General features: G+C 70.3%; 14 protein-coding genes. 7 read left to right on the plus strand and 7 right to left on the minus strand.

What is annotated here, in order from left to right; all coding sequences use genetic code 11:
- The first annotated feature begins 51 nt into the window (after nucleotides 1-51).
- Both ACWA7K_RS18660 and ACWA7K_RS18665 read left to right on the plus strand, forming a co-directional pair.
- Nucleotides 52-1,479: an esterase/lipase family protein gene (locus ACWA7K_RS18660; protein WP_456163126.1), complete on the plus strand. Its 1,428-nt coding sequence runs from the start codon at nucleotides 52-54 to the stop codon at nucleotides 1,477-1,479.
- Nucleotides 1,469-2,515 carry a hypothetical protein gene (locus ACWA7K_RS18665; RefSeq protein WP_456163128.1) on the plus strand — a complete coding sequence of 349 codons (1,047 nt, stop codon included), beginning with the start codon at nucleotides 1,469-1,471 and terminating at the stop codon, nucleotides 2,513-2,515. Before ACWA7K_RS18660 ends, ACWA7K_RS18665 begins: the two co-directional genes overlap by 11 nt.
- An 18-nt stretch (nucleotides 2,516-2,533) precedes the next feature.
- Here ACWA7K_RS18665 and ACWA7K_RS18670 read toward each other — a convergent pair whose 3' ends face one another.
- Both ACWA7K_RS18670 and ACWA7K_RS18675 read right to left on the minus strand, forming a co-directional pair.
- Nucleotides 2,534-3,262 (minus strand): pseudouridine synthase, encoded by a 729-nt coding sequence (locus tag ACWA7K_RS18670; protein WP_456163130.1) that lies wholly within the window; start codon nucleotides 3,260-3,262, stop codon nucleotides 2,534-2,536.
- A gap of 1 nt (nucleotide 3,263) precedes the next feature.
- On the minus strand, nucleotides 3,264-4,607 hold the full coding sequence (locus ACWA7K_RS18675; RefSeq protein WP_456163132.1) for a THUMP domain-containing class I SAM-dependent RNA methyltransferase: 1,344 nt from the start codon (nucleotides 4,605-4,607) through the stop codon (nucleotides 3,264-3,266).
- Nucleotides 4,608-4,661: 54 nt separating this feature from the next.
- Here ACWA7K_RS18675 and ACWA7K_RS18680 point away from each other — a divergent pair, with 54 nt between their 5' ends.
- Nucleotides 4,662-5,642, plus strand: coding sequence for a 2-hydroxyacid dehydrogenase (locus tag ACWA7K_RS18680; protein ID WP_456163134.1), 981 nt, complete (start codon nucleotides 4,662-4,664; stop codon nucleotides 5,640-5,642).
- Nucleotides 5,643-5,826: 184 nt separating this feature from the next.
- A complete protein-coding gene (locus ACWA7K_RS18685; protein WP_456163136.1) occupies nucleotides 5,827-6,405 on the plus strand; it encodes an OmpA family protein in 579 nt (192 codons plus the stop codon).
- A gap of 242 nt (nucleotides 6,406-6,647) precedes the next feature.
- On the opposite strand, the gene ACWA7K_RS18690 is transcribed toward ACWA7K_RS18685, so the two are convergent.
- The 3 genes from ACWA7K_RS18690 to ACWA7K_RS18700 form a co-directional block, all read right to left on the minus strand.
- Nucleotides 6,648-7,217 carry a DUF3455 domain-containing protein gene (locus ACWA7K_RS18690; RefSeq protein WP_456163138.1) on the minus strand — a complete coding sequence of 190 codons (570 nt, stop codon included), beginning with the start codon at nucleotides 7,215-7,217 and terminating at the stop codon, nucleotides 6,648-6,650.
- A 61-nt stretch (nucleotides 7,218-7,278) separates the two neighbouring features.
- The gene (locus tag ACWA7K_RS18695; RefSeq protein WP_456163140.1) at nucleotides 7,279-7,614 is read right to left on the minus strand and encodes a hypothetical protein; all 336 of its coding nucleotides are present in this window, start codon (nucleotides 7,612-7,614) and stop codon (nucleotides 7,279-7,281) included.
- Nucleotides 7,611-8,819 carry a multidrug effflux MFS transporter gene (locus tag ACWA7K_RS18700; protein ID WP_456163142.1) on the minus strand — a complete coding sequence of 403 codons (1,209 nt, stop codon included), beginning with the start codon at nucleotides 8,817-8,819 and terminating at the stop codon, nucleotides 7,611-7,613. The genes ACWA7K_RS18695 and ACWA7K_RS18700 overlap by 4 nt, the downstream gene beginning before the upstream one ends.
- Before the next feature lie 215 nt (nucleotides 8,820-9,034).
- On the opposite strand from ACWA7K_RS18700, the gene ACWA7K_RS18705 reads away from it, so the two are divergent.
- Both ACWA7K_RS18705 and ACWA7K_RS18710 read left to right on the plus strand, forming a co-directional pair.
- Nucleotides 9,035-9,415, plus strand: a complete 381-nt coding sequence (locus tag ACWA7K_RS18705; RefSeq protein ID WP_456163144.1) for a hypothetical protein — start codon at nucleotides 9,035-9,037, stop codon at nucleotides 9,413-9,415.
- Between the two features lie 44 nt (nucleotides 9,416-9,459).
- Nucleotides 9,460-9,852: a hypothetical protein gene (locus ACWA7K_RS18710; RefSeq protein WP_456163146.1), complete on the plus strand. Its 393-nt coding sequence runs from the start codon at nucleotides 9,460-9,462 to the stop codon at nucleotides 9,850-9,852.
- A 3-nt stretch (nucleotides 9,853-9,855) separates the two neighbouring features.
- Here the strand turns inward: ACWA7K_RS18710 and ACWA7K_RS18715 are convergent, their stop codons facing one another.
- Together ACWA7K_RS18715 and ACWA7K_RS18720 are read right to left on the minus strand one after the other, a co-directional pair.
- On the minus strand, nucleotides 9,856-12,060 hold the full coding sequence (locus ACWA7K_RS18715) for a malate synthase G (RefSeq protein WP_456163148.1): 2,205 nt from the start codon (nucleotides 12,058-12,060) through the stop codon (nucleotides 9,856-9,858).
- An 80-nt stretch (nucleotides 12,061-12,140) separates the two neighbouring features.
- Complete coding sequence (locus tag ACWA7K_RS18720; protein ID WP_456163150.1) at nucleotides 12,141-12,827, minus strand: haloacid dehalogenase type II; 687 nt, start codon at nucleotides 12,825-12,827, stop codon at nucleotides 12,141-12,143.
- Nucleotides 12,828-12,984: 157 nt separating this feature from the next.
- Here ACWA7K_RS18720 and ACWA7K_RS18725 point away from each other — a divergent pair, with 157 nt between their 5' ends.
- The gene (locus ACWA7K_RS18725; RefSeq protein WP_456163152.1) at nucleotides 12,985-13,911 is read left to right on the plus strand and encodes a LysR family transcriptional regulator; all 927 of its coding nucleotides are present in this window, start codon (nucleotides 12,985-12,987) and stop codon (nucleotides 13,909-13,911) included.
- Nucleotides 13,912-13,918 lie beyond the last annotated feature (7 nt).

Raw genomic sequence — 13,918 nt, forward strand, 5'->3', positions numbered from 1 at the left:
CGGTCATACCCTTGCGATTGAAACTTGATATTCCTGTTTCCAGATGGAGCCATGAATATCATGAATATCTTTCGGAAGATGTTGACCTGGATGCTGCTCGCCCTGAGTTTCACGGCGTCAGCCGTGACGCCGCCGAGCAGCTTGTTCGTGAAGCGTGCCGATGGCATGTTGATCATGCTCCAGCAGCGTGTCGAGATGGATGGGAAATACTATTTCCTGTACAGCGAACCGTTTTACTGGGGCAACGGCTTCAACAAGAGGCAGAGCATGCATTCGGTCGCCACGATCCTGGGCAAGGGCGACGCCAAGTCGATCAACCAGCTGAATCGATCGGCATTCATGCAGGAGACGACCGGCCAGGGTTATGCGGTCACGCTGCCCACCGAAGGCGAGCTGCGGGATATCTTTTCGCACTTCAAGGGGCCGCCCTATCAATGGAATCACGACAACCTGGACGGTTGCTGCGAATTCTGGTCGGCCACCCGGAACTGGAACGACCATTCGACGGTGCTGATGTGGAACAACGCCACCCAATCCCGCTGGGATACCGATGCACGGATCGTGGCGTTTCAGGTCAAGCCGATGACCCGGGAGATGTACGAATCTGAAGGCCAGCCACCGCGGGTTCTGCTGCTGCACGGCCTGTTCGGCGACGGGGATTCGATCATGGGCAGTGCCTATTTCCCGGACCTGACGGGCTGGATCACGGCCGCCACCGGCCGGGCCCCCATCATCCCGAAGATGGGCGACGCCAATCTGGACATGCAGTACGAGAGGGCCCTGGCCCGCATGAAGGGTGAATGCCCCAGCGGTTGCCGCTGGCACCTGGTCGGTCATTCCCGTGGCGGACTGGTCGCCCGGATGATCATGGAGAAGAACCCGGCCTGGGTGGCGTCGATCACCACGGTCGCCACGCCGCACCGCGGCTGTCCGTTGTGCGACCTGACGTCCGACAGCAAGGTGGTGAAGGATTTCATCGGGCTCTTCACCTCGACCGGCGCGCCCGCCCAGGTGGTCGAGATGTCGCAGGCCAAGATGGAGAAATTCAACCAGACCTACCGGGCCGGCGTGCCCGACGGCGTCAACCAGTGCAAGCAGTGGCGGGTGTCGCCGAAGGACTATTTCCACAGCCGTCTGGAAGTGGGCGGGTTTTCGATCCACGCCGCCGCGATCGTTGGAAACCGGTTCGGCAATGCTGGCGAGGAATTCGGCGCGTTCTGGAGCAACCTGCTCGACCCGACGTATTGGATGAATCACGTTGTCGGGGCGGTCGGTGCCGACGACGGGCGTTATTCCTCGGCCAACGACGGCGTCGTGCCACAGTGCTCGGCCGGTTTCGGTGCCAAGGGCAGCGAGGGCATGAATCTCGGTGCCGTCGACCACAACGACACCGTGTTCCAGCTGGCACGCATGTCGACGACCCGCGGGGTTGACGCGCTGAAGGGCCATCTGAACTGGCTTTTCGAGAATGTCCGCTGACCTGCGGGTGAGGCGACGCAACGGGCGCAGCAGGTCCCGTCCGGTCGGGCTGGCCCTGGTCGGGTTGGCCGGCCTGGGGCTGCTGATCTGGGCGACTGGCAGCGAACCTGTCCCGGAGGCCACCAGCAGTCGCGCCGACGCCATCGATGCGGCGCTGGCGGTGATCACGTCGATGGCGCCTGACGCCGACGTGGCGGCTTCAGCCGAGGCACCGCCGCCGGTCGACCGACACCGGGCCGCCGCCCGTGCCCAGATCGAGCGAGCCGCGCGGGTCCTGCCGTCGTCCTGGAGCCGCGTCATTCCGGACGATCAGGCCCGTTCCCCCGTGACGCTGAACTTCACCCGGAACGGTGAGCTGGTGATCGACGAGCGGGTGAAGGACACCTTCGCCTACTACCTGACGACCCTCGCCGCGACGGTCGGGACCGACGAAGCCACCAGCCGGCTGCTGGCCGGACTGGCGACATTTCCCGAGCCGGGCAGGACGCGGATGCGCGATCTGCTGGAGAGCTACCTCGCCGCCGAATCCGCGCTGGAGGCGCACGCCCGCGCGGCCCGATCCAGCAGCAACGGGCAGGACAGCGCGCAGGCCCTCGCCCGCCTCATGGCCGCAGGACAGACCGGTGACGACCACGCGCGCCGCCTGGCGCTGCACGAGGTTCACCGGGCCGCGCAGGCGTTCCAGGCCGAACGCGAACGGCTCATCGCGACGCATGGTGGCGAGGACGTCGTCGACCTCCACGCCGCCATGAACCAGCGTGCCCGGCAGGAACTGGCGGTTGACCTGGCACTTTCGAATCCGGGCAGCGACGCGCGCGTCCGGCTCACCGAGGCGCTCAAGGCCTACGGGCTGCGGCCCCGGCAGCCGATCGACGAACCCACCGGCGTCGTCCGGCAGGCCTATGACAGCCTGGACGCACGCGGCATCGAGTCCGACCGCTCGCTGTCGGCCGCCGAGAAGCGGCAACTGCGACGCGACTTCTTCGGTGAGGCCTATGTCGACGAGGTGGCGCGGTACGAGGGCGTCGGGCGCTGACGTCGCCCGCCCGGGCGCTCAACCCGCCGGCTGAACCTCGGTCGGACTGCCGATCCAGCGCCAGCGGCCCGGCTGCAGGTCGGCCGGCAGCACGAAGGCGCCGAAGGTGCTGCGGTGCAGCGTCTCGACCCGGTTGCCGACGGCGGCGACCATGCGCTTGACCTGGTGGTATTTGCCTTCGGTCAGCGTCAGCCGCAGGCCGTGCAAGGTGCCGTGCTGAGGATGTTCGAACGGCCCGGTCGCCTCGGCGCCGGCCGCCTTCACCGGCAGCGGGTCGTCGTGCAGCACGACGCCATGCAGCAGGTCGCGGATCGCCTTGTCGTCGACCGGGTGCTTGCAGCCGGCCTCGTAGACCTTCGGCAGATGGTGCTTCGGCGAGGTCCAGCGGTGGATCAGGTTGCCGTCGTCGGTGAACAGCAGCAGCCCGGTCGTGTCCTCGTCCAGCCGGCCGATGCTCTGCACGTCGCGGCGGCGCAGCGGCGCGGGCAGCAGGCTGTAGATGCTCGGGTGATGTTTCGGCTTCTGCGAGCACTCGTAGCCCGCCGGCTTGTTCATCACCAGCAGCGCCTTCTCCTGATAGGTCCAGGCCTGACCTTCGACGACGAAGCGCAGCCCGACCGGATCGACCTCGTGGAACGGGTCGTCGATGACGACGTCACCGATGCGCACCTCGCCCGAACAGATCAGGCCCTCGCAGGTGCGGCGCGGGCCGAAGCCTTGGGAGAAGAGGAGTTGGGAGAGCTTCACGTCAGTCCTGCGTATCCACGTCCGCCTGCCCCACCCCCGCCGCCGGCTTGCCCTCGCGCATCGAGCCGGAGACCAGGTCGAAGCGGAACAGGCGGCATTCGATCGGGCCGTTCCACATCGGGATGCGGCGGCTTTCCTTCAGGCGCATGGCGCTGGGCAGCTTGGCGTCCGGGCTGAGGACCCAGGCGGTCCAGCCGCCGTACTGGCGCTTCCAGTTCGCGGCCAGGGCCGAGAAGAAGGTGGCGGCGTTGGTGGCGCCCTCGAAGCCTTCGCGGGCACCGGCGTCGTCGCGCTGGCCCGGGCGTTCCCAGGCTTCTGCGGCTTGCCAGCGGTCGTTCTCGCGGGCGGCGCGGCCGGCCGAGCCGCTGCCCTTGGCCTCGATCCGCTCGCCGTAGGGCGGGTTCATGATCAACACGCCGCGCGCGGACGGGGCCGGGCGCTGCAGCGCGTCGGCGGTCTTGAACTGGATCGCCCGCTCGACGCCGGCCCGCTCGGCATTGCGGGTGGCGAAGTCGGTCATGCGGAAGGAGACGTCACCGGCGTGGATCGCCACGGCCGGCGCGTGCGCGGCCTCGCGCGCCTCGGCCTTCATCTGCTGCCAGGCCAGCGCCTCGGCGCGGAACGGGGCGAGCTTCTCGAAGGCGAAGCTGCGTTGCAGGCCGGGGGCGATGCCGCAGGCGATCTGGGCCGCCTCGATGGCGATGGTGCCGGCGCCGCAGCACGGGTCGAGCAGGTCGCCGTCCTCCTCGCGGCCATGCCAGCCGGCGGCGGCCAGCATCGCGGCGGCGAGCGTTTCCTTCAGCGGCGCCTCGCCCTTGGCCTCGCGCCAGCCGCGCTTGAACAGGGCCTCGCCGCTCAGGTCGATGCTGAGCGCGGCGTGGTCCTCGTGCAGGTGCAGCACCAGGCTGAGATCGGGGTGGCGCGGGTCGACGTCCGGACGCGCGCCGTGGCTGGCGCGCAGCGCGTCGCAGACGGCGTCCTTGATGCGCAGCGAGGCGAAATGCAGGCTCTGCAGCGGCGAACGGATCGCCGTGGTGTCGACGCGGATCGAGTTCTTCGGCGTGATCCAGTCGCCCCAGCGCACGCCCATCGCGAGCGCGTAGAGGTCCTGCTCGTCGCGATAGGGTCCGGCGGCGATCTGCCACAGCACGCGCTGCGCCAGCCGGCTGTGCAGGTGCAGCCGCATGGCGGTGGCGGCACTGCCGAGCAGGCCGACGCCGCCGCGTCCGGCGTTGATCGTCTCGAGCGCGCGCGGCGCGACGGGGGCCAGGATGGCGCGAACTTCGTCGGCCAGGAGGGCCTCGACGCCATTGGCGCAAGGCAGGAAGAGGGGGGTTGGATTCACCGCCGGATTGTCGCCGTGAACCCGGCCCGGGAACTCGCTCGGTATGCTGGCGCGATGGCTGACCCGATCACCGACACGATCACCGCACCGACGATCCTGCTGACCGGCCGCTGGGACCGCGGCGAGCGCGACGAGTGGCACGGCGCGCTGGCCGAGCGCCTGCCCGAGGCGCGCTGGGTGCTCGACGCGCCGGCGTCGCCCGAGGAAGCCGCCGCCGTCGACATCGCCATCGTCGCCAACCCGGCACCGGCCGTGCTGCGCGGGCTGCCCCGGCTGCGGCTGGTGCAGTCGCTCTGGGCCGGGGTGGAGAAGCTGCTGGCCGACGCCAGCGTGCCGCCCGAACTGCCGATCGCCCGCATGGTCGACCCGGCCATGAACGCCGCGATGGCCGAGACCGCGCTGTGGGCCGTGCTGATGCTGCATCGCGGCTTCCACCGCTACGCGCAGGCGCAGCGCGAGGGCCGCTGGGCGCCGCATCCGCAGCGTCGCGCCGACGAGGTCCGCGTCGCCGTGCTGGGCATGGGCCAGATGGGCCGCACGACCGCGCAGCGGCTGTGTGCGCAGGGCTACGACGTGACCGGCTGGGCGGCGACGCCACGTGCGGCCGACGACGACGGCCTGGTGACGGTGGCGGGCGCCGAGGCGCTGCGGCCGCTGCTCGCGCGCAGCGAGATCGTCGTCAACCTGCTGCCGCTGACGCCGGCCACGCGCGGCCTGATCGACGCCGCCTTCCTGGCCGCCTTGCCGCGTGGCGCGGCGGTGGTCAACCTGGCGCGGGGCGCCCACCTGGTCGAGGCCGACCTGCTGGCCGCGCTGGCCAGCGGGCAGATCGGCCATGCGGTGCTGGACGTCTTCACGACCGAGCCGCTGCCGGCCGCACACCCGTTCTGGTCGCACCCGGCCGTGACGCTGCTGCCGCACGCGGCGGCGATGACGGACGTGCGCAGCGCCGCCGATGTCGCGGTGGCGAACGTCCGGGCGGCGCTGGCGGGTGAGCCGCTCCGGCATCGGGTCGACCGCCAACGCGGCTATTGACAGCTTGTGACAGGGCGGGCGTCGAGCGGCGACAGAATCGCGCGCTTGCCGGCGCCGATGGCGGCCCGGCGTCTGATCCAGGAGCAGTCCCGATGTCCAAGTCACCGCTTTCCCCCTGTCCTTCACCCGCCTGAGCGTCACCGCGCTGGCCGGCGCGTCGCTGCTGCTGGTCGGCTGCGCCAACATGAGCGAACGCCAGAAGGGCACCGCCTCGGGCGCGGCGATCGGCGCGGTCGGCGGCGCGATCCTGTCGCAGGCCACCGGCGGCAAGGCCGGCACCGGCGCGGTGGTCGGCGGCGCGATCGGCGCGGTCGCCGGCAACCTCTGGTCCAAGCGCATGGAAGACAAGCGCCAGGCGATGGAAGCCGCCACGCGCGGCACCGGCATCGACGTGGCCCGCACGACCGACAACCAGCTCAAGGTCAACATCCCGGCCGACTTCAGCTTCGATGTCGGCCGTTCGGCGATCAAGCCGGTGATGGTCCCGGTGCTGGACAAGCTGGCCCAGGGCCTGGACGCCGACATGCAGATGCACGTCATCGGCCACACCGACGACACCGGCAGCGATGCCGTCAACAACCCCCTGTCGCTCGACCGCGCCGAAGCCGTGCGCGACTACCTCGCGCGCCACGGCGTCCCGGCCAGCCGCATCCAGGTCGAAGGCCGCGGCGAACGCGAGCCGATCGCGACCAACACGACCCCGCAAGGCCGCGCGATGAACCGCCGCGTGGAGATCTATCTGCGCGAGCCGCAGAAGGGTTGAGGGGATGGGTTGCAGGGCGGCAGGCTGATGCGTCTGGCGGGAGACCCCTCACCCTCGGTCCCTCTCCCGCAAGGGGAGATGGATGACTCGGTTGGGAGGATGTCGCGTTGATGTGGCGAGAGGACTGGCTCATTGACTGAGCCACCTCCAATAACCCCGATCAACACGAGGCGAGAACCCCTCTCCCCTTGCGGGAGAGGGTAGGGTGAGGGGTTCTGGCGCGAGGCGCCAACCCCTGCGCTTCACATCTTGGCGGTTGCCCAGAAGATGTAGTCCGCCTGGTACTTGACCATCTCCTTCTTGCCCACCTGGCCCGCATCGCACGCGCTCGACGGGGCGACGCCGCCCATCGTGGCGACGCGCTGGATGTGGGTGATGCCCGACATCGCGCCCATGCCCGTGGCCGGGTTGGCCTGCACCAGTTGCAGGGGGATGTTGCCGGCGCCGGCCGGGGCGACCGCGAGCTGCTTGCCGGTGATGGCCGAGCCGTCGTTGGCCTTCCAGGTGGCGGGCGGGCCGAAGTAGCTGCCCACGGCCTTGCCGCTGCGGTCCTTCAGCACGGCCATCGGGCCGGCGAAGACCCACTCGTGGCCGGTCATGTCGGCCTTGGCCTTGCATTCGTAGGTGATGTCGCCGCTGCCGACGGTCTCCAGGACGATCCGGTGGTCGCCAGGGACCTGCACGGCGGCGGGCAGCGTGGACGGGTCGTAGGGCTTCATCGCCATCGTGCCGGCCATCGGCTTCATCGAGCCGCAGGCGGCCAGCAGCAGCGTGGCGGAGGTGGTGGCGATCAGGGTGAGCTTGGCGTTCATGTCGGGTTCCGCAAGGGTTGAGGAGGAGCGGTCACCAGCCGGTGTCCGCCCACGCCTCTCCTTACGCAGCCCGGTCGGGATCGGATGCAGGCGCGACCTCGTCCCAGTCCCAACCCAGCAGTTCGGCCAGCCGGTGCAGGACCCAGGTCGATTCGGCAGCGTCGACCTGGCTGGTCGGGTCCGCGAGGCCGGCGCCGATGCGGGCGATGACGTCGACCTGCGCGACGCCCAGGTCGTGGTGGACGCGCTGGGCGCGCTCGACCAGCATCTGCGCCATGTCCTCGCACCATTCGTAGCGCTGGCGCAGGTCGGTCCGGGCGATGCGCAGACGTCCGCGCGGATCGGCGTGCAGGGCGATGAAGGAGGCGGGGATCTCGATCTGGTCGTCGTCGCTCATGGCGAGATCGGCGTGACGGGCGCGGCATCGCGCCGGCCCAGCGTGCCCCAGGTCAGCACCGAAGCGGCGACCGCGCAGCCGGCGATGCCGCAGACCATCGGCCAGGCGGTGCCGTCGACGAACAGCGAGACCATGCCCATCACGACCGCGCCGGTGACCATCTGGAAGGTGCCTTGCACGGCCGATGCGGTGCCGGCGATCGCGCCGTGTTCTTCCAGCGCCAGCACGGCGGTGGTCGGCACGACCAGGCCCAGGCAGCCCAGGCTCAGGAAGACCAGCACCAGCATCAGCGGCAGCGAGCCCAGGCCGGCCGCGAAGCACAGCCACAGCAGCAGGGCCATCGTGCTGAAGCCGATCACGCCGGTGCGGATCACGGCGGGCAGGCCATGCCGCGCGACCAGCCGGCCGTTGAACTGCGCCAGGCCGATGAAGGCCGCCGCGTTGATCGAGAAACACACGCTGTACTGCGCCGGGCTCAGGCCGTAGTGGTCGATCAGCACATAGGGCGAACTGCCCAGGTAGGCGAAGAAGCCGGACATGCCGAAGGCGCCGATGAAGGTCAGGCCCAGGAAGTGGCGGTCGCGCAGCAGCGTGACGTAGGCCGAGCCGGCGCCGGCCGGGCGTTCGGCCTCGCGCACCGAGGCCGGGCGGCTTTCCTCCAGCCACATCGCCATCATCACGATCGCGGCCAGCGCGATCACCGTGACGATCCAGAAGATGCCGCGCCAGCCGACCACGGCGATCGTCAGGCTGCCGGCCAGCGGCGCCAGGATCGGCGAGACGCTGAACACCAGCATCAGCAGCGAGCTGAGCCGCGTCGCCTCGACGCCGGTGTGCAGGTCACGCACGATGGCGCGCGGCACCACCGCACCGGCGCAGGCGCCCAGGCCTTCCAGGAAGCGGAAGCCGATCAGCTGGTTCACGTCGGTCGACAGCGCGCAGCCGATGCTGCCCACCACGAACAGCGCCAGACCGAAATAGAGCGGCGGCTTGCGGCCGTAGCGGTCGGACATCGGGCCATAGATCAGCTGGCACACGCCCAGCGCCAGGAAGAAGACGGTCAGGCTGTTCTGCACGGCATGCGGCTCGGCCTGCAGCGCGCGGCCGATCTCCGGCAGGGCCGGCAGGTACATGTCGATCGCGAACGGGCCGATGGCCGACAGCAGCCCCAGGATCAGGGCGTGGTGGAACAGGGAACGGTTCATCGGCGGACTTTTCTTTCGGGCAAGGGCGGGATGCTATCGGCTTGGCATGTCGAGCCGGTGCGCTCGGGTTTGCCCCGGCGGGGATGCGGCTTGCGCCCGGTCAAGGCCGGCGGACGGCGGCGGGCAGAACATGGCCTTGACGCCCGGGGCACGCCAACCACCGGCAACCCGCCGACCCGGCCCCGGACGCGACGCCTTGAGCAGGAGAGTTCCCGATGACGATGTTCCACGCCGTGGTGCTGATCGATCACCACCAGGCCCAGGTGCTGCAGTTCGACGCCGAACACGTGCAGGCCGAGAAGATCAAGGCCCGCACCCACCACACCAAGCAGCATGGCAGCGCGGTCCGCACCGAACACGAGTTCTATGCGGTCGTCTGCGACGCGCTGGCCGGCATCACCGAGGTGCTGGTGACGGGCTCGCACACCGCGCTGGCCGACTTCCGCCACTACGTCGACAAGCACCGCCCGGCGCTCTCGCCGCAGGTCGTCGGCTACGAGGCGGTCGATCACCCGAGCGACAAGCAGCTGGTCGCGCTGGCGCGGCAGTACTTCCTGAAGTACGACCGGATGGCCGGGACGCCAACGCCGATGTGAGGACCCGGTCCGGCTTGGGGCGGCCCGGAACGAGAATTCCGGTCATGCCCAAGACGACGACCCTGCACCTGCTGGACTTCGAGACCAGCGACGACGGCGAAGGCCATCACACGTTCGACGCGATGGCCTCCGTCCGCCCGGACCACCTGGCCGCCCTGCACGCCGAGGTGGTGCAGGTGCTGGCCTGGCTGCACCGCACCTTCCCGGATGGTCCCGGCCCGCTCGACGAGGGCGCGCCGTGGGACGCCGACCTGCGCGCCAGCACCGAACGCAGCACCCGCGAGCGGCTGCGCTACGAGCCGTCCGCGCGCCGCCTGGTGTCGGAGCCGGCCGGCGGCGGCGAGACGGTGCGCCACACCGTCACGCTGTCGATCGCCGCGACCGATCCGGTGGCCGCCGCGCTGGCGCAGGCGTTCGGGTGTGGTGGCGGCGACTGAGGGTCAGCCGCCCGCCTTCACCTTCAACCGCCACGCATGCAGCAGCGGCTCGGTGTAGCCGCTGGGCTGTTCCTTGCCCTTGAAGACGAGGTCCAGCGCGGCCTGGAAGGCGGCGCCTTGCGGGTGGGCGGCAAGGCTCTTGTAGGACGGGTCGCCGGCGTTCTGCTGGTCGACCTTGACGGCCATGCGCGCGAAGGTCTCGCGCACCTGGGCTTCGGTGACGACGCCGTGGTGCAGCCAGTTGCAGATGTGCTGGCTGCTGATGCGCAGCGTGGCGCGGTCTTCCATCAGGCCGACGTCGTTGATGTCGGGCACCTTGGAGCAGCCCACGCCCTGGTCGACCCAGCGCACGACGTAGCCGAGGATGCCCTGCACGTTGTTGTCGATCTCCTGCTGGCGCTCGGCGGCGCTCCAGGTGGCCTGGGCGACGACCGGGATCGTCAGCAGGTCGGTCAGCAGCTTCTCGGTGATGGCCGGGTCGCGGGCGTCGCCGCTGGCCTCGATCTGCTGCTGGACGGCGGCCACGCTGACCTGGTGGTAGTGCAGCGCGTGCAGCGTCGCGGCGGTCGGGCTCGGGACCCAGGCGGTGTTGGCGCCGGCCTTCGGGTGGCCGATCTTCTGGTCGAGCATGGCGGCCATCAGGTCGGGCATGGCCCACATGCCCTTGCCGATCTGGGCCCGGCCGCGCAGGCCGCAGGACAGGCCGATCAGCACGTTGCGGCGCTCGTAGGCAGCAATCCAGGCGCTGCCCTTGATGTCGCCCTTGCGCATCATCGGACCGGCCAGCATGGCGGTGTGCATCTCGTCGCCGGTGCGGTCGAGGAAGCCGGTGTTGATGAAGGCCACGCGCGACGACGCGGCGGCGATGCAGGCCTTGAGGTTGACGCTGGTGCGGCGCTCCTCGTCCATGATGCCCAGCTTGACGGTGCTGTCGGGCAGGCCGAGCAGCTGCTCGACACGGCCGAACAGCTCGGCGGCGAAGCCCACCTCGGCCGGGCCGTGCATCTTCGGCTTGACGATGTAGACGCTGCCGGTGCGCGAGTTGCGCAGGCCGTTCTGGCCACGGCCCTGCAGGTCGTGCAGCGCGATGGTGGTGGTGATGACGGCGTCCATGATCCCCTCGGGGATCTCGCGATCGTCAGCGCCCCACAGGACGGCCGGGTTCGTCATCAGGTGGCCGACGTTGCGCACGAACATGAGCGAGCGGCCGTGCAGGCGCACCTCGCCGCTGCCCGACGGCGCGGTGTAGAGCCGGTCGGCGTTGAGGCGGCGGGTGAAGGACTTGCCGCCCTTGCTGACCTCCTCGGTCAGCGTGCCCAGCTGGATGCCCAGCCAGTTGCGGTAGGCCAGCACCTTGTCCTCGGCGTCGACGGCGGCGACCGAGTCTTCCAGGTCGAGGATGGTCGACAGCGCCGATTCGACGATCACGTCGCTGACACCGGCCGCGTCGCTGGCGCCGATGGTCGTGCTGCGGTCGATCTGGACGTCCAGGTGCAGGCCGTTGTGACGCAGCAGCACCGAGCGCGGCGCTGCCGCGTCACCGGTGTAGCCGGCGAAGGCGCCGCTGTCCTGCAGGCCGGTGGTGGCACCGCCCTTCAGCGTCACGACCAGCGCGCCGCCGGCGACCGCGTAGCCGGTGGCATCGGCGTGGCTGCCGCTGGCCAGCGGGGCGGCCTGGTCCAGCACGCGGCGGGCGTAGGCGATGACCTTGGCGCCGCGCACCGGGTTGTAGCCGCCGGCCCGCTCGGCGCCGTCGGTCTCGGGGATCGCGTCGGTGCCGTAGAGCGCGTCGTACAGCGAGCCCCAGCGCGCGTTGGCCGCGTTCAACGCGTAGCGCGCGTTCAGGATCGGCACGACCAGCTGCGGGCCGGCCTGCGTGGCCAGTTCGGCGTCGACGTTGGCGGTGGTCGTCTGCACCGTCTCGGGCACCGGCACCAGGTAGCCGATCTGGCTCAGGAAGGCGCGGTAGGCGGCCATGTCGGCGATGGGGCCGGGGTGGGCGCGGTGCCAGCCGTCCATCTCCGTCTGGATGCGGTCACGCTCGGCCAGCAGCGCGGCGTTGCGCGGGGCCAGGTCGCGGACGATGGCGTCGAAGCCGGCCCAGAAGCGGGCGCTGTCGATGCCGCTGCCGGGCAGCACCTCGTCCTCGACGAAGCGGAACAGCTCGGTGGCGACCTTCAGGCCGTGAACGGTGGTGCGTGCGGTCATGGTGATGTCCTTCGGGGGTCTTGGTATTCGGATCGGTCGGGATCGGTCGGGAACGGGTTTCAGCGTTCAGGATTCAGGGTTCAGGTCAGCGCCGGGAAGAAATCGAGCACGTCGGCCAGGCTCGTGCCGATGCGGGTCGGTTCGGTGCCCAGCGGGTCCAGCGGCAGGCCGGCGCGGTTGACCCACAGGGTCGTGTAGCCGTGCCAGGTCGCGCCGATGGCGTCCCAGCCGTTGCTGGAGACGAACAGGATGTCGCGCGCCGGCAGGCCCAGCGCCTGCGGGCCGAGCGCGTAGGCGCGGGCGTCGGTCTTGAAGACGCGCACCGGCTCGACGCTCAGCAGCGGATCGATCAGGTGGTCCAGCCCGGCGCTGCGCACCGCGATGCCCAGCATGGCCGGGTCGCCGTTGCTCAGGATGCCGGTGCGGATGCCGCGTGCGTGCAGCGACTGCAGCACCTCGCGCACCTCGGGGAAGGCGCTCAGGTGGCGGTACTGGTTCATCAGCCGGTCCTCGGACTCGGCCGTCATCGGCAGGCCCAGGCGCTGGCCGGCGAACCGCAGCGCGGCGCGGGTGATGTCCCAGAACGGGCGGTAGCGGCTGCCGTCGGCCGCGCTCATCGTGATCAGCCGCGTGTACTCGATCTGCTTGTCGCGCCACAGCAGCGCCAGCGCCTCGCCGCGCTGCGGGAACAGCTGCTCGGCCAGCAGCCCGACGCTGTAGACGTCGAACAGGGTGCCGTAGGCATCGAACAGGACGGCGCGGACCATGTGGCGGGGCGTTGAACGCGGTTGAAGGAAGTTCGGGAAGCGTGTGCCGTCACTTTATTCGATACTTTGATCTGCATTACGCGCGCCAAAGTTCTTGGATTCGTGCATCGGATGCACGAATGAACCGTCGCCCAGAACCCTCGCCGGGAGCCCCGCCATGTCCGACCGCCTGACCCAGCTCGAAGCCTTCGTCGCCGTCGCCCAGAAGGGCAGCCTGACCGCGGCGGCGGCCGGCGAGGGCGTCGCGCCGGCCATGATCGGCCGGCGCATCGACGCGCTGGAGGCCCGCCTGGGCGTCAAGCTGATGGTGCGCACGACCCGCCGCATCACGCTGACGCACGAGGGCAGCGCCTTCCTGGAGGACTGCCACCGGCTGCTGGCCGACCTGGCCAACGCCGAGGCCAGCGTCAGCGCCGGCGGCGTCAAGGCGGCCGGCCAGCTGCGCCTGACCGCCCCGGGCGGCTTCGGCCGCCGCCACGTCGCGCCGCTGGTGCCGCGCTTCCAGGCGCTGCATCCGGACGTGCGCATCTCGCTGAACCTGGCCGACCGGGTGATCGACCTGGTCCACGAGAGCTACGACTGCGCCGTGCGGGTCGGCGACCTGCCCGATTCCAGCCTGATCAGCGTGCGGCTGGCCGACAACCGCCGCCGCTGCGTCGCCTCACCGGCCTACCTGGCGCGGGCCGGCCTGCCGCAGCACCCGGGCGACCTGATGCGCCACGAGTGCCTGACGCTCAGCTCCGAGGCCAGCCAGTCACGCGGCTGGGCCTTCACGGTCGACGGCGAGGTGACCCACCTGCGCCCGCCCGGCCGGCTCGATTGCACCGACGGCCAGGTCCTGCACGCCTGGTGCCGCGACGGCCTGGGGCTGGCCTGGCGCAGCCAGTGGGAGGTCGAGGACGACCTGCGCAGCGGCCGCCTCGTGGCCGTGCTGGACGACTACGCCGCGCCGCCCAACGGCATCTACGCGGTGTTCTCGCATGCCCGCCACCTGCCGCTGCGGGTGCGGCTGTGGATCGACTACCTCAAGCACACCTACGGCGCGCCGAGCTACTGGACCGGCGCGGCGGCGGCGGTGTCCTGAGGCACCC

This window comes from Leptothrix mechoopdaensis (SeqCode), from assembly GCF_053893855.1.

What these genes read in the sequence shown, in the direction of transcription:
- ACWA7K_RS18660 (WP_456163126.1), top strand. Translation starts at nt 52, where the DNA reads ATGAATATCATGAATATCTTTCGGAAGATGTTGACCTGGATGCTGCTC.
- ACWA7K_RS18665 (WP_456163128.1), top strand. Translation starts at nt 1,469, where the DNA reads ATGTCCGCTGACCTGCGGGTGAGGCGACGCAACGGGCGCAGCAGGTCC.
- ACWA7K_RS18680 (WP_456163134.1), top strand. Translation starts at nt 4,662, where the DNA reads ATGGCTGACCCGATCACCGACACGATCACCGCACCGACGATCCTGCTG.
- ACWA7K_RS18685 (WP_456163136.1), top strand. Translation starts at nt 5,827, where the DNA reads ATGAGCGAACGCCAGAAGGGCACCGCCTCGGGCGCGGCGATCGGCGCG.
- ACWA7K_RS18690 (WP_456163138.1), bottom strand. Translation starts at nt 7,217, where the DNA reads ATGAACGCCAAGCTCACCCTGATCGCCACCACCTCCGCCACGCTGCTG.
- ACWA7K_RS18695 (WP_456163140.1), bottom strand. Translation starts at nt 7,614, where the DNA reads ATGAGCGACGACGACCAGATCGAGATCCCCGCCTCCTTCATCGCCCTG.
- ACWA7K_RS18700 (WP_456163142.1), bottom strand. Translation starts at nt 8,819, where the DNA reads ATGAACCGTTCCCTGTTCCACCACGCCCTGATCCTGGGGCTGCTGTCG.
- ACWA7K_RS18705 (WP_456163144.1), top strand. Translation starts at nt 9,035, where the DNA reads ATGACGATGTTCCACGCCGTGGTGCTGATCGATCACCACCAGGCCCAG.
- ACWA7K_RS18710 (WP_456163146.1), top strand. Translation starts at nt 9,460, where the DNA reads ATGCCCAAGACGACGACCCTGCACCTGCTGGACTTCGAGACCAGCGAC.
- ACWA7K_RS18715 (WP_456163148.1), bottom strand. Translation starts at nt 12,060, where the DNA reads ATGACCGCACGCACCACCGTTCACGGCCTGAAGGTCGCCACCGAGCTG.
- ACWA7K_RS18720 (WP_456163150.1), bottom strand. Translation starts at nt 12,827, where the DNA reads ATGGTCCGCGCCGTCCTGTTCGATGCCTACGGCACCCTGTTCGACGTC.
- ACWA7K_RS18725 (WP_456163152.1), top strand. Translation starts at nt 12,985, where the DNA reads ATGTCCGACCGCCTGACCCAGCTCGAAGCCTTCGTCGCCGTCGCCCAG.